The sequence below is a fragment of the Kitasatospora sp. NPDC001225 genome, assembly GCF_053597855.1.
The window spans coordinates 1-13,060 of sequence record NZ_JBSFJC010000181.1 but is presented as its reverse complement, the minus strand read 5'-3'; the positions used below and the strand labels follow the sequence as shown (position 1 = coordinate 13,060).

General features: G+C 73.7%; 14 protein-coding genes. 9 read left to right on the top strand and 5 right to left on the bottom strand.

Features of this window, described 5'->3' with window-relative positions; genetic code table 11:
- Positions 1-73: 73 nt before the first annotated feature.
- Both ACWDCZ_RS35690 and ACWDCZ_RS35685 read right to left on the bottom strand, forming a co-directional pair.
- Positions 74-421: a hypothetical protein gene (locus ACWDCZ_RS35690; protein ID WP_117486858.1), complete on the bottom strand. Its 348-nt coding sequence runs from the start codon at positions 419-421 to the stop codon at positions 74-76.
- A 127-nt stretch (positions 422-548) separates the two neighbouring features.
- Positions 549-941, bottom strand: a complete 393-nt coding sequence (locus ACWDCZ_RS35685; RefSeq protein WP_449818046.1) for a nitroreductase family deazaflavin-dependent oxidoreductase — start codon at positions 939-941, stop codon at positions 549-551.
- Between the two features lie 239 nt (positions 942-1,180).
- Between ACWDCZ_RS35685 and ACWDCZ_RS35680 the strand changes: the two genes are divergently transcribed.
- Positions 1,181-1,861, top strand: a complete 681-nt coding sequence (locus tag ACWDCZ_RS35680; RefSeq protein ID WP_449818045.1) for a TetR/AcrR family transcriptional regulator — start codon at positions 1,181-1,183, stop codon at positions 1,859-1,861.
- An 87-nt stretch (positions 1,862-1,948) separates the two neighbouring features.
- On the opposite strand, the gene ACWDCZ_RS35675 is transcribed toward ACWDCZ_RS35680, so the two are convergent.
- Together ACWDCZ_RS35675 and ACWDCZ_RS35670 are read right to left on the bottom strand one after the other, a co-directional pair.
- The gene (locus ACWDCZ_RS35675; RefSeq protein WP_380743461.1) at positions 1,949-3,181 is read right to left on the bottom strand and encodes an RNA polymerase sigma factor; all 1,233 of its coding nucleotides are present in this window, start codon (positions 3,179-3,181) and stop codon (positions 1,949-1,951) included.
- The gene (locus ACWDCZ_RS35670; protein WP_387972815.1) at positions 3,178-3,549 is read right to left on the bottom strand and encodes a YciI family protein; all 372 of its coding nucleotides are present in this window, start codon (positions 3,547-3,549) and stop codon (positions 3,178-3,180) included. The genes ACWDCZ_RS35675 and ACWDCZ_RS35670 overlap by 4 nt, the downstream gene beginning before the upstream one ends.
- A gap of 295 nt (positions 3,550-3,844) precedes the next feature.
- Here ACWDCZ_RS35670 and ACWDCZ_RS35665 point away from each other — a divergent pair, with 295 nt between their 5' ends.
- Positions 3,845-4,747 (top strand): UTP--glucose-1-phosphate uridylyltransferase, encoded by a 903-nt coding sequence (locus ACWDCZ_RS35665; protein WP_049651410.1) that lies wholly within the window; start codon positions 3,845-3,847, stop codon positions 4,745-4,747.
- Between the two features lie 110 nt (positions 4,748-4,857).
- Here the strand turns inward: ACWDCZ_RS35665 and ACWDCZ_RS35660 are convergent, their stop codons facing one another.
- The gene (locus ACWDCZ_RS35660; RefSeq protein WP_449818044.1) at positions 4,858-6,087 is read right to left on the bottom strand and encodes an FAD-dependent monooxygenase; all 1,230 of its coding nucleotides are present in this window, start codon (positions 6,085-6,087) and stop codon (positions 4,858-4,860) included.
- 168 nt (positions 6,088-6,255) lie between these two features.
- Here ACWDCZ_RS35660 and ACWDCZ_RS35655 point away from each other — a divergent pair, with 168 nt between their 5' ends.
- The 7 genes from ACWDCZ_RS35655 (at position 6,256) to ACWDCZ_RS35625 (ending at position 12,966) form a co-directional block, all read left to right on the top strand.
- On the top strand, positions 6,256-7,281 hold the full coding sequence (locus tag ACWDCZ_RS35655) for a hypothetical protein (RefSeq protein ID WP_449818043.1): 1,026 nt from the start codon (positions 6,256-6,258) through the stop codon (positions 7,279-7,281).
- Positions 7,282-7,507: 226 nt separating this feature from the next.
- Positions 7,508-7,843, top strand: coding sequence for a hypothetical protein (locus ACWDCZ_RS35650; RefSeq protein ID WP_049651413.1), 336 nt, complete (start codon positions 7,508-7,510; stop codon positions 7,841-7,843).
- Positions 7,844-8,011: 168 nt separating this feature from the next.
- A complete protein-coding gene (locus ACWDCZ_RS35645; protein ID WP_449818042.1) occupies positions 8,012-9,589 on the top strand; it encodes a peptidoglycan-binding protein in 1,578 nt (525 codons plus the stop codon).
- 5 nt (positions 9,590-9,594) lie between these two features.
- On the top strand, positions 9,595-10,074 hold the full coding sequence (locus ACWDCZ_RS35640; protein ID WP_449818041.1) for a protease inhibitor I42 family protein: 480 nt from the start codon (positions 9,595-9,597) through the stop codon (positions 10,072-10,074).
- A complete protein-coding gene (locus ACWDCZ_RS35635; protein ID WP_049651416.1) occupies positions 10,071-10,466 on the top strand; it encodes a hypothetical protein in 396 nt (131 codons plus the stop codon). The genes ACWDCZ_RS35640 and ACWDCZ_RS35635 overlap by 4 nt, the downstream gene beginning before the upstream one ends.
- A 185-nt stretch (positions 10,467-10,651) precedes the next feature.
- The gene (locus tag ACWDCZ_RS35630) at positions 10,652-11,506 is read left to right on the top strand and encodes a glycerophosphodiester phosphodiesterase (RefSeq protein ID WP_449818040.1); all 855 of its coding nucleotides are present in this window, start codon (positions 10,652-10,654) and stop codon (positions 11,504-11,506) included.
- Between the two features lie 98 nt (positions 11,507-11,604).
- The gene (locus ACWDCZ_RS35625; RefSeq protein WP_259316852.1) at positions 11,605-12,966 is read left to right on the top strand and encodes an MFS transporter; all 1,362 of its coding nucleotides are present in this window, start codon (positions 11,605-11,607) and stop codon (positions 12,964-12,966) included.
- Positions 12,967-13,060 lie beyond the last annotated feature (94 nt).

Below are 13,060 nucleotides of genomic sequence, written 5' to 3'. Positions count from 1 at the left end.
GGACGCGCCTCGGCGCGTGCGCGGGCGGGGTGTCACAGGGCGGGCAACGGGGTGCTCAGGCGGGAGCGGGACCTCAGGCGGGGCCCTCGCCGTGGATCAGGCGGAGGTTCGGCATTCCGGGGAACGGCGGGGTGTGCTCCGCCTCCCGCTCGGCGTTCAGGTCGGCCAGCATCCGGACGCCCCTCGCCCGGAACTCGGCCTTGCGTTCCTCGTCGGCCTCCTCCTCGCCCGGGTAGAGGACGATGTGGACGGCCCCCTCCTCGCCGTCCCAGGTGTAGCTGCGGTACGGCGGGATCTCGATCCCGTCGATCGTCTCGATCCCGTCGACGATCTCGTATCCGTCGATCGTCATGATCTCGTCGGTCTTCTCGGGTCCGTCGGCCTTCTCGGGTTCGTCCGTCGCTTCGGGCTCGTCCCTCATGGGGAACCTCCGGTGGTTGTCCTCGGCTGGTCTGCCGCCGTGGACAACGATTCGGGAGCAAGAAGGGCCCGGTGACTCACCGTAGTTCCTCCCTTCCGGTACGAACGCCCCCGTCCGGCAGGGGTGTTCAGCTGCCCGTGATGCGGAAGACCGGGTAGCCGGGGGCGACCCGGAGCAGGTCCTCGGCCGGGGCGTCCGGGCCGATCCCCTCGAAGAACGGGGCGACCTGCCAGTTCCAGCGGCGCAGGTAGGCGCGGAGCACCTCGGGCTTGTCGGCGTCCGGGAGTTCGGTGGCACCGAAGGCCTCGGTGCGGCGGCCGACCCGGAGTTCGCCGGTGCCGGCCGCCCGGAGGTTGCGGACCCACTGGGTGTGGCCGCGCGGTGCGACCAGGTAGCGCTCGCCCTCGTGGGTGAGGATGTTGACGGGGGTGGTGCGCCACTCGCCGCTCGTGCGGCCGCGGACGGCCAGCACCCGGGAGCCCCAGAGACTGACCCCGGCCTTGGCGAAGGCGGCGACCATGCCGTTGAGCAGCTTGCCGGCGGCGATGCCCAGGCGGGTGGTGGGCGCCTGGAGGCGGCTGGTGGAGCTGGGCAGGTGCTCGGCGCGGGACATCGCGACTCCTCGGTTCCGTGAATACCGCTTCTCTTCGAGAGCACTGCTCTCGCTTCGACTCCTTCAGCATGGCACCGGCGAATGAAAGAAACAAGAGCAGTGCTCTCGCTTGTGTGCGGCGCTCCGGAATGTGGCAGTCTGTCCCCATGCCAGCGATCCGGACCGCCCGCGAACGGGCCCGCGAGGAACTCACCCACGAGATCAAGCAGGAGGCCCGCCGCCAACTCGCCTCGGTGGGCGCCCAGCAGCTGTCGCTGCGCGCCGTCGCCCGCGAGCTGGGCATGGCCTCCTCCGCGCTGTACCGCTACTTCGCCAGCCGCGACGAGCTGCTGACCGCGCTGATCATCGACGCCTACAACGAACTCGGCGGGGCCGCGGAGGGCGCCCTCGCCGCCGGGGCGGCCGCGCCGCGCGAGCGCTGGCGGGCGCTGTGGACGGCCACCCGCGACTGGGCCCGGGCCAACCCGCACGAGTTCTCGCTGCTCTACGGCACCCCGGTGCCGGGCTACGCGGCGCCCCGCACCACCGTCCAACCCGCCACCCGGCTGCCGTTCGCCCTGATCGGCGTGGTCCGCGACGCCAGGCTGCGGCCCACCCAGCCCGTCCCGCCGCCGCGCGGCGCGCTGGCCGGGCAACTGACCCGGATCGTCACGGAGTTCGGCCTCGACCTGCCGCCGCACGTCCTCGCCCGGACCATCGGCGCCTGGGTGCAGCTGGTCGGCCTGATCGGCTTCGAGCTCCACGGCCAGCTGGTCGGCTCGTTGGACCCGGCGGACGACTTCTTCGCCTGGACCACCGAGCAGACCGCCGACGCGATAGGGCTCTGACCCGGGCCCCGCGAAGCGGCGCGGCCGGGCGGCCCGACCGGACGCGGCTCAGCAGGCCCGATCAGCAGGCCCGATCAGCGGGCCGGCTCAACCGGTCGGCCGCACCCGGCCCGCCCGGGTCTCCAGGTAGCGGCGCTCCGCGAGGCTCGCGGTGGCCCGGGCGGCGCGCCGGTAGTGCTCGTACGCCCCCTCCGTGTCGCCGGTCCGCTCCAGCAGGTGCGCCCGGACGGAGAGCAGCCGGTGGTGGCCGGCCATCCGGGCGTCCGCGTCCAGCGCGGCGAGGAGTGCCAGGCCGGCCTCCGGGCCCTCCGTCTCGGCGAGGGCGATCGCCCGGTTGAGGGTGACCATCGGGTTGGGTGCGATCCGCTCCAGGATCAGGTACAGGGCGTGCACCTGCCGCCAGTCGGTGTCCTCGGCGCGGGCCGCGTCGGCGTGGGTGGCGGCGATCGCGGCCTGGAGCCGGTACGGGCCGAGCTCCGGCCCGGCCAGCGCCGCCTTGACCAGCGCCGTTCCCTCCCCGATCAGGTCGCGGTCCCACCGGGTGCGGTCCTGTTCGGCCAGCGGGACCAGGTCGCCGGTGGCCGTCGTCCGGGTCGCGCGGCGGGCGTGGGTCAGCAGCATCAGCGCGAGCAGCCCGGCGACCTCGCCGTCCTCGGGCAGCCGCGCGCGCACCGCCCGGGTCAGCCGGATCGCCTCGCGGGCGAGGTCGAGGCGGTGCAACTCGCCGCCGGAGGTGGCGGTGTAGCCCTCGTTGAAGATCAGGTAGAGCACGTGCAGGACCACCCGCAGCCGCTCCTCGCGCTCCTCCGCCGACAGCGCCCGCCCGGGCTGCTCGAACGAGCCGCCGGCGGCCCTGATCCGCTGCTTGGCCCGGCTGATCCGGGCCGCCATCGTCGCTTCCGGCACCAGGAACGCGCGGGCGATCTCGGCCGTGGTCAGTCCGCCGACCGCCCGCAGCGTCAGGGCGGTCCGGGACGCCGCGGTCAGCGCCGGGTGGCAGCACAGGAACAGCAGGAGCAGCGTGTCGTCGGTGTCCGGCACCTCCTCCGGGACCACCTCGGCGGCCGCCGTCGCCCACTCCCGCTCGCGCCGCGCGCGGTCGCCGCGCAGCTGGTCGATCAGCCGCCGCGAGGCGACCGTCACCAGCCAGCCGCGCGGGTTGTCCGGCACCCCCTCGGACGGCCACTGCACGGTGGCGGCGAGGACGGCCTCCTGCACCGCGTCCTCGCACCCCTCGAAGCGGCCGTACCGTCGTACCAACGCGCCGAGGACCTGCGGCGTGAGCCCACGCAGCAGGTCCTCGAAGTCCGGTTCCGTCATGCCTCCAAGTGTCCGTCGGAGAACATCACCTGCCGCACCTCGACGCCCAGCCCCTCGATCGCGGCGTCCGGGATGCGGCCGGCCAGTTCGACCGCGCGTTCCTTGTCCTCGCAGTCGACCAGGTAGAAGCCGCCCAGGAACTCCTTGGCCTCCAGGAACGGTCCGTCGGTCACCACCGGCTGCCCGTTGCGGACGGTCACCACGGCGGCCTGCGACGGATCGACCAGCGCCTGGGTGAGGACCAGCTCGCCGGACTCCTTGAGCTCCTCGATGAACCGGCCGTGCCCGGCGCCGATCGCCCCCTTCTCCTCGTCGGTCAGCGCGTCCAGCACGGCCGGGTTCAGGTGCAGGCTGATCAGGAACTTCATCTCGTCCTCCTCGGGTTCGCGGGCCCCGGCGGGGCCGCCCTCGACCGGTGGTCGGAGCGGGCGACGCCGTCTTGACGTCCCCCGGCGGACAAATCTCCCACGAATCCCCTCGCACCTCCCGCGCCCCACCGGTCACCGGCCGCCCGCGGGCGGCGGGCGCAGCCGGACGGCCGCCGGGGGTCCAACTTCCGTACGGCAGCCGTCCACTCAACGTGCCGTCGGTCCTTGATAGCGTCGGCCGTGACGCCGCGTCACCAAGGCGTCGCACCACCGACGAAACGAGAGAGCGTCTCACATGGCCCCCAGGACGATCCGCCGAGCCGTCATCCCCGCCGCCGGGCTCGGCTCCCGCCTCCTGCCGCTGACCAAGGCCACGCCGAAGGAGATGCTGCCGGTCGGCGACAAGCCGGTGATCGAGCACACCGTGCGCGAGCTGGTCGAGAGCGGCATCACCGACATCACCATCGTCGTGAACGGCGACAAGGGGCTGATCCAGGAGCACTTCCGCCCCAACCCCGTCCTGGTCGAGCAGCTGCGCCGGGACGGCAAGGAGGCCTTCGCGGCGGCGGTCGAGGAGGTCGGCGAGCTGTCCCGCAAGGGTCACATCAGCTACCTCTACCAGCACGGCCCGTACGGCAACGGCACCCCGGTGCTCAACGCCGCCCGCCACTTCGGGGACGAGCCCTGCCTGGTGCTCTGGCCCGACGACGTCTTCGTCGCGGAGGTCCCCCGCGCGCAGCAGCTGATCAGGGCGTACGAGCAGACCAACGCGCCGGTGCTCGCGCTGATGCCGATGGCGCCCGAGGACTCCTACCGGTACGGCGTGCCGGTGGTGAAGGAGGACCTCGGCGGGGGCTCGCTGCGGATCAGCGGCCTGGTCGAGAAGCCGAAGCCGGCCGACGCGCCCTCCTCGTACGCGGCGATCGGCGGCTACGTCATCACCCCGGGCATCGTCGACGAGCTGCGCGAACTGACCCTCCGCTGGCACGAGAAGCCCGAGGACGAGGTCTACCTGACCGACGCCATCAACGCCTACGCGGCCCGGCGCGCGGTCTACGGGCAGGTCATCGCCGGCACCTGGTACGACACCGGCAACCCCGCCGCCTACCTGCGCGCCCAGTTCGCGGCCGCGCTCGCCAACCCGGAGTACGGGCCCGAGCTGCGCCGGCTCGCCGCGGAGCTCTCCCCCGCCTTGTAGGACGTCCCGCCCGGACGGCCCGTGGCGGGACGGGCCGTGGCGGGACGGGCCGTGGCGGGACGGGTCGTCGGGGCGGATCGTCGGGGCGGCGAAACCGGCGGTCGGGGCGGTCAGTACGCGGGCAGGTCGAAGTCGAGGGCCGCCCGGAAGGCCGCCTCCAGCTCCGGACCGGGCCCTTCGAGGTTCGCGATGCTGTCGACCCGGGCCCGCCGGTCGCCGGTCAGTTCGAGGATCGCCTGGTTGGCGGCCACGTGGTCGCGCAGCCGCCGCTCGTAGGCGGGGTAGGCCGTGCGGTGGTCGCCGTCGGCCGCGTGCAGCTCGCCCGCCAGGACGTAGGCGGCGGTCAGGGCCACGCTGGTGCCCTGACCGGTGAACGGGGAGCAGCAGTAGCCCGCGTCGCCGAGCAGCACGACCCGGTCCTTGGACCAGTGCTCCATCCGGATCTGGGCGACGACGTCGTAGTGGAAGGCGTCGGTCTCCTCCAGCGCCCGGAGGAAGCGCGGCACCTCCCAGCGCGCGTGGGCGGAGCGCTCGGCCACCAGCCGCCGCTGCCGGGCGGGGTCGCGCGGGAGCATCCGGTCGAGCGGCTCCTCGGTGTCGAGGCCGACGAAGACCCGCAGTTCGCTGTTGTCGCGGACGGTCATCGCCATGCAGAACCAGTTCTGGTCGTCGCCGAGCCGGTGGACGACCTCCCAGCGGTCCAGGCCCAGGTGGTTGGGCACGCTCCAGCCGGCGAGGTAGGTGCCGATGGGGTGCAGGTAGTCCGCTTCGGGGCCGAAGACGAGGCGGCGGGTGTTCGAGTGCAGGCCGTCGGCGCCGACGACCAGGTCGAAGGCCTGCTCGGTGCCGCCGCGGAACCGGACCTCGACGCCCTCCCGGTGCTGCACCAGGGTGTCGATCGAGTCGCCGAAGCGGTACTCGACGCCGGGCCCGGCGGTTCCGGCGCCCCCGACGCCCGCGTCCGCCGCGGCGATCAGCCCGGCGAGTTCGTCGCGCAGGATCTCCACGTCCGGGCCGTCGACCGGCCCGCCGGTGGCCGTCCACTCGGTGGTGCGGCGCAGCTCGCGGCCGTCCGCGTCGACCACGGACATCCCGCGCAGGCCGGTTCGACGGGCCCGGATCTCCTCCAGCAGCCCCATCCGCTCGACCACCGTCAGGGCGGTGCCGCGGACGTCCACGGCCTGCCCGCCGCCGCGCAGCGAGGGGGCCCGCTCCACGACGGTGACCCGGAAGCCGTACCGGTTCAGCCAGTACGCGAGGGCGGTGCCGGCGATCCCGGCGCCGGAGACCAGGACGGAGGTGGTGCGCGGGCCGGAGCCCGGCCAAGTGCTGTTCGACATGGTGTTCCTCCCATGGATTGCTCTGTCTCAACACCACTGTGCGGTCCGCCACTTGCAGGACGCGGACACCGCGCTGTCACCGTCGGCGGGACACCGGCACGGCGCTGACAGCACGGCGCCGGGGACCCTGCTCCCGGGCGCCACCGGCCACTCTCTAGGGTCGACCCCATGCCGAGAACCACACCCCCGCGCCCGCTCGACGTCGAGGTGCTCTTCCCCGAACTGGCGCACCACCGGGGCACCACCACCCGGCTCCATCCGCGCCCCGGACGGCCGGACGCCTCGGCGAGCTCCGTCGGCGGCCCGCTGCTGTGGCCCGCGGACGAGCCCTGGCCGGTCTGCACCGACCCCCACCCGCACGCCCGCGGCCGGCGCCCGGCGGACGTCCACCGTTCCCGGGAGGTCCTGGCCGCGGCCTGGAGCCGCGAGCAGGACCCCGGGCCGACGGACGCGGAACGGCAGCTGCTCAAGGAGCTCGACCGCCGCCACCGCGTCGAAGGCCCGGCCGCGGACGGCCCGTTGCCGCTGGTCGGCCTCGCGCAGTTCTACCGGCGGGACGTCCCCGACCTGCCGCCCGGGCCGGACGGCTGCGACCTGCTCCAGGTGTTCTGGTGCCCCTTCGACGCCCACGGCCCGGGCCGCTGGGAGATGCTGCTCGACCTGCGCTGGCGCCGTTCGTGGGAGGTCGCCGAGGTGCTGGCCACGCCCCCTCGACCGGAGGTCGTCGGCTTCGACGGGTACCTGCCCGAGCCCTGCGTGCTGCATCCCGAGCAGGTGCCCACCTACCCGTTCGCCGGCCTCCTCCCGGAGGACCTGTGCGCCCGCATCGACGCCTGGGAGGAGGCCCGGGAGGCTGCGGCCGAGGAGCGCGGGGAGGACGACCCGCCGCTCTACCAGTACGACCTGTCCATCCCGCCCGGCTGGCGCGTCGGCGGCTTCGCCTCCTGGCACAGCACCGACCCGGCACCGATGGACTGCCACGACTGCGCGACCCCGATGCGGCTGCTGCTGACCGTCGACAGCTCGGAGTGGGACGGCGGCAGCGGCAGTTGGCGGCCGCTGGAGGACGAGGCCTCGGCGGACGGCCACGGCGTCGTCATGCCGACCGAGGTCACCGTCGGCCGCTGGGGCCTGCTCAACGTCTTCGCCTGCCCCGCCGACCCCCGCCACCCGCACCGCTGGAGCATCCAGTAGCCGGGGCCGCCGCCCCGCCCGCGGCAGGGTGGCGTCCGCGGCCCGTCGCCCGGTGACCGCGGACGGAGCGTCCGTCGCCCGCCGTCACCGGGTTCCGGACGGTGTGTCATGAATTCGCAACAGCCCTCCCACCAGGCGCGATACGAATTGCCCGGGCACCGGAGGGCCCGTAGGGTGCTCGAACGCCGTCGCGTGGACGGCTCGGGGGACGCACGAGGGGTGAACCATGGCGCAGGGGTCGGGGTACGCGATCCAGGCCGGCGGGGCCGAGGGGCAGGCGAAGGCGCTGGACAAGGCGTCCGGGGACGAGGGGACGATCGGAACGGCGATCAGCGACCCGGTCTGCTACGGCGCGGACGTGTTCGGGGGCGAGGACGTCGACCCGGCGTACCGCAACTTCAGCAGCGCCTGGCAGGCGGAGACCGCGACGATCAAGAGCGCGCTGAGCGAGCTGGCCGGCAAGGTGCGGGGCTCCTCGAACGGCTACCAGTCGGCGGACGGCAGCGTGGTGAAGGATCTCGCCTCCGCCTCGCGCAGCGGCGACTACCGGCCCTTCGGCTGAGGCGGGGCCGGTGCGCGCCGGACACCGGAGCGGACGGCGGCTGACGAGCTGACGTCCGCAAGCCGATGAGAAGCCGTCGAGCGGCCGATGGGCAGCCGACGGAGGACCGCCGGGCAGCGGCGGGGAACGACACCACGGGCAACTGGTACAGGGGGCGAACGGGCCGTCATGGCAGGCGAATCCACCACGCAGCGCTGCAAGGCGCTGACCGACCGGCTGAAGGACGTCCGCGGGGCGGACAACAAGAACGATCTGATCTCCGCGATCAAGGGTGCGCTGGCGGTCCACGCGCCGGTCGGGGACCCGGGCACCATCGAGGCCACCGGCAACCGCTACAAGACCGCGGCCGCCGACTCGACCCAGCTCCACCAGGAGGTCCTGGCGGTCGCCACCTCCGGGCTGCCGGACGTCTGGACCGGTTCGACGGGCGCGAAGGCCGCCGAGGTGGTGGCCGCCGCCGCCCGCGCCGTCGACCAGCAGACCACCGCGCTCTACAACGGCGGGACGGCCCTGCTCGGCCTCGCGGACGCGCTGCGCTCCGCCCAGGGCCAGGACGGCGCCGCGCGGTCCGCGCTCCAGCAGGTGCTGAGCGAACTGGGCGGCGAGCAGGGCTGGTTCGACGAGTGGTTCGAGGACGACGAGGACGAGGCGGCGCGCAAGAAGGCGCAGCAGGCCGCCGTGCCCCAGGTCGACGCGATGCTGAGCGCCGCCAAGCACGCCGACGAGGCGGCCCGGGCGGCGGCCCGCGACCTGAACAAGCTGGCCTCCGAGGCCCGGGCGGGGAAGATGAAGACCAACGCGGTCACCGCCGCCGACAAGCTGGTGCTGGCCGAGACCTCCGGTCCGGACGGCCCGACCGAGCTGAACGAGCTGCTGACCGCCAACGACATGAAGCGGTCCGGCGAGTACCTGGACAAGATGAACGACAAGGACCGGGCGGACTTCGAGAAGCTGCTCGCCGACTCCAAGTCCCCCCAGGAGCGCGCCTATCTGATGAAGGCGCTGGCGGCCGGCCACTCCATGGACGAGATCCGCGCCTTCCAGGGCAAGATCCACGGCAAGGACCCGGAGTGGCTCCGGACGCACCTGACGCCCGTCTACACCGAGGACGGGGACACCAGCAGCGGCGGGCAGCAGGACAACGGCTCCAACCGGAACACCGACCAGGTGACCTTCGACGGCGCCAACTGGAAGCAGGCGGACACCGAGGGCACCTGCGTCGCCTCCTCCACCGTCACGGCCCGGGCGATGGTCGACCCGCTCTACGCGCTGGACCTGACCGGCGGCCCGTCCGGCCAGGAGGACGACCCGGCGGCCTTCCAGCAGCGACTGCTGGCCGAGCAGCACCGGGTGCACCAGGAGGGCGACGGCGGCGCGAACTGGGACGGCATGGGGGCGGACGGCAAGGAGAAGGTGCTGGAGAAGGAGGTCAGCCCGCACACCGGTGCCGACTTCGACTACAAGCCGATGCCGGACGGCAACGCCCGGCGCGAGCTGCTGCCGGACATCGAGAAGGCGGTCGCCGACGGCAAGCCGGTGCCGGTCGGGGTCGAGGGCTACGACAAGGACGGCAAGCGGTCGGGCCACGCGATGATGATCGTCGGCCAGGAGGGCAACATGCTGCAGATCTACAACCCGTGGGGCACCACCACCTGGGTCAGCGAGGACGACTTCGTCAACGGCCGGATGGCCGGGGCCTCGGACGACCGGCTGCCCACCGCCTACGCCGTCCACCTGCCGAAGTGACCGGCGTGGCAAGGGTGTTCACGGCGGCGTCGGCGCGGAGGCCGACCCGCGGGCCACTGCGGGCGGCGGCACTGGCGGCCGTCCTGGCGGCCGGGCTGACGGCCTGCGGGCAGGACGGGCCGTCCGGTCCGGACCGCGGCCGGGTGCTCGGCGCGGAGGAGCGCTCGGTCAGCCTCGCCGTCGGCGAGCGCTTCACGATCGCCGTCCGGGACAACTCCTCGGTCGGCGACCGCTGGAGCGTCGCGGCCCCGCAGCCGGACGCCGCGGTCGCGGCCCTGGTCGCGGAGAAGCTCGACCTCCCCGCGGAGTCGAAGACCTCGGACGGCGTCGGCGGCACCCGCTTCTACACCTTCGAGGCCAAGGGCCGCGGGACCACCGCCGTCACCCTCCTCAACTGCTTCCGCAGCTACTGCAACCTCCCCGCACCCAGCGAAGAGAACAGGAACATGGTCGTGCGCAACACCTACCCGGTGACGGTCCGATGAGCCCCGACGACCGCTTCCGCCCCAGGACCGACGAGGAGCTGCGGCAGCTCGACGTGTCCGCCATGCTCCGCTACGGCCTGGCCTTCGCCGGTCCGCACCGGGCCGCGCTGTTCGGCGAGGGCGCCGTCGCGGCGGCGCTGGCCGCCGACGCGCTGGGGGTGCTCCCCCGGTCGCTCGCCTTCCTCGCCGAGGTGGTGCGCAGCGGCGGCGCCCGCTACGCCGCGGACCTCACCGAGCCGCTGCCCGGGGCGGAGCCGGCCCGGCTCGCCCGCGACTGGCTGGGCTCGGCGGCCACCACCGTCACCAGCGTCGACGGCGACCAGCTGCTCGCCCGGTGGCTGGACGCCGTCGCGGAGATCCTCGGCATGCGCCGGGACGTCCGGGGGGCCTGACGGGAGCCAGGCGGGCCAGGCGGGCCCGGAGGGAGGACCTGACGGGGGCCTGGCCGGGGATCCGGCCGGGGCTGGCAGCGCGTTACTGCTTGACAGGGTGCGTCATACTGTAACGCGCTGGTACGCCCACGGATCCCGACCCCGTCGGACCCGTCGGGCCCTCCCCCCGCAGCTCGGAGCACCGCATGCACCCCTTCCTCGACCACCCCGGGCCGCTCGCCTTCGCCCACCGGGGCGGTGACCTCGGGCGCCCCGAGAACTCGCTCGCCGCCTTCGAGGCCGCCGTCGCGCTCGGGTACCGCTACCTGGAGACGGACGTGCACGCGACCGCCGACGGTGTGCTGGTCGCCTTCCACGACACGCACCTCGACCGGGTCACCGACCGCGCCGGGGCGGTGGCGGAGCTGCCCTGGGAGAGCGTCAGGCGGGCCCGGATCGGCGGGACCGAGCCGGTGCCGCTGCTGGAGGACCTGCTCGGCGCGTTCCCCAGGGCCCGCTTCAACATCGACGTCAAGGCGGCGCCGGCCGTCGGGCCGCTGGTCGAGGCGATCCGCCGGACCGACGCCTGGGACCGGGTCTGCGTCGGCGGCTTCTCCGACAGCCGGCTGGCCGCCGTCCGCACCGCCGCCGGACCCCGGCTGGCGACCTCGCTCGGCCCGCGCGAGGTGGCCCGGCTGCGGCTGCGCTCGCTGGCCGAATCGTTCCTGCCCGGGCGCGCCTCCACACGGTCCGGAGCGCCGTCCGAAGCCCCGTCCGGGGCCCCGTCCGGGCCGCCGTTCGCCGGGCTGTGCGCGCAGGTGCCGGAGCGTCACCGGGGAGTCCGGGTGGTCGACCGGGCCTTCGTCCGCACCGCCCACCGGCTCGGCCTCCAGGTGCACGTCTGGACTGTGGACGATCCCACACGGATCAGGGCTCTCCTGGACCTGGGTGTGGATGGCATCATGGCCGATCGCATCGACGTCCTGCGGGACGTCCTCGGCGAGCGCGGCTGCTGGACGGACGGCAGTACCGGCTCCAGCACGGTGATGGGAACCCCATGAGCACCACGAACTCGGCGACGCACCTGCCGGACGACCCACCGACCGCCCCCGACGCCGACCCGGCCGCCGCCGACACCGACGCACGCTCCCTGCGCCGGATGCAGTTCGGCTGGTACATCAACGACTGGGCCAACGCCGCCTTCTCGGCCACCGTCCTGACGGTGTTCCTCGGCCCGTACCTGACCACCGTCGCCAAGGACGCCGCCGACGCGGCCGGCAACGTCCACCCGCTCGGCCTGACGATCCGCGCAGGATCGTTCTTCCCGTACACGGTCTCCTTCTCCGTGCTGCTCTCGGTCGCGGTGATGCTGCTGACCGGCACCGTCGCCGACCGCACCGGGCGGCACAAGGAGCTGATGTGCGGCTTCGCGTACGTCGGCTCGCTCGCCACGATGGGGATGTTCTTCCTCGGCGGCGACCGCTACCTGCTCGGCGGCGGGCTGCTGGTGGTCGCCAACATCGCGTACGCGGTCTCGGTCGCGCTGTCCTACGCCTACCTGCCCGGCCTCGCCTCCCCCGACGAGCGCGACAAGGTTTCCTCCAAGGGCTGGGCCTACGGCTACGCGGGCGGCGGACTGCTGCTGATCGCCAACCTGGCGCTGTTCCAGGGCCACGACGCGTTCGGCCTGGACTCCGGCACCGCCGTACGGATCTGCCTCGCCTCGGCCGGCCTGTGGTGGGCGCTGTTCACCATCGTCCCGATGCTGCGGCTGCCCTCCCGGGCCGGCGTGGCCCCCACCGCCACCGCCGCCCCCACCGCCCCCGCGGAAACCACGGCCACCGCGCCAGGCAAGCCCGGAAAACCCGGCAAGCCCGCCGCCGGCAGCCTGCGCGAACTCGGCCGCACCCTGCGCCGGATGCGCGAGCACCCGCTCACCCTGCTCTACCTCGCGGCCTTCCTCTGCTACAACGACGGCATCCAGACCGTCGTCTCCCAGGCCTCGCTCTACGGCAGCGAGGAACTCGGCATGGAGCAGACCTCACTGGTCACCGCCGTGCTGCTGGTCCAGGTCGTGGCGATCGGCGGCGCCCTGCTGCTCGGCCGGATCGCCCACCGGTACGGCGCCAAGCGGACCATCCTCGGCTCCCTGGTCGGCTGGGTCGTCACCCTGGCCCTCGGCTACTTCATGCCCGCCCACCAGCCCGCCTGGTTCTACGCCCTGGCCTGCATGATCGGCCTGGTGCTCGGCGGCAGCCAGGCACTCTCCCGCTCCCTCTTCTCCCACCTCATACCGCCGGGCCGGGAGGCCGAGTACTTCAGCTTCTACAAGGTCAGCGACCGCGGCACCAGCTGGATGGGCCCGCTCGTCTTCGGCCTCGCCTACCAGCTCACCGGCAGCTACCGCTCGGCGATCATCTCGCTGCTGGTCTTCTTCGTCATCGGCTTCGCCGTCCTGCTCAAGGTCCCGGTCCGCCGCGCCATCGAGGCCGTCGGCAACCCGGTCCCCGAGCGCCTCTGACCGCTCGCACGACGGACCGGGCCCGGCCGCTCCCCCATCGCGGTACCGCGCTGGCCGGGGCTGGCCCCGCCCCGGTACCAGCCCGCCAGGTTGC